Annotated in this window: 1 protein-coding gene; it reads left to right on the top strand. The window is 38.3% G+C overall.

The window, feature by feature from the left end:
• A partial coding sequence (locus ACVCZW_RS00125; protein ID WP_452231295.1) for a hypothetical protein occupies positions 1–446 on the top strand: 446 nt, incomplete at both ends.

Consider the following 446-nt stretch of genomic DNA (forward strand, 5'->3'; position numbering starts at 1 on the left):
TTTGACGAAACGGCTTTGCAATCGCAAATCACTACTAATGCGGATGATATTGACACTTTAGAAACGGAACAAACAACACAAAACACAGCTATTGCAGACAATGAAACTGCAATCGCAGATCATATTACTGCAGATGAAGACACAGATGCAACCAACGAAATTCAAACCGTAGCTTCTACTGATAGTTCCGTTACCGTAACAACAGATGCAAATAACAACATCGATTTAAGTGTTACTCCTTTTGATGAAACTGCTTTGCAATCGCAAATCACTACTAATGCGGATGATATTGACACTTTAGAAACGGAACAAACTACGCAAAATACAGCAATTACCGATAACGCTTTAGACATTGCAGATAATGCAACTGCAATCGCAGATCATATTACTGCAGATGAAGATACAGATGCAACCAACGAAATTCAAACCGTAGCTTCTACTGATAG

The organism is Lacinutrix sp. MEBiC02595 (genome assembly GCF_053601555.1).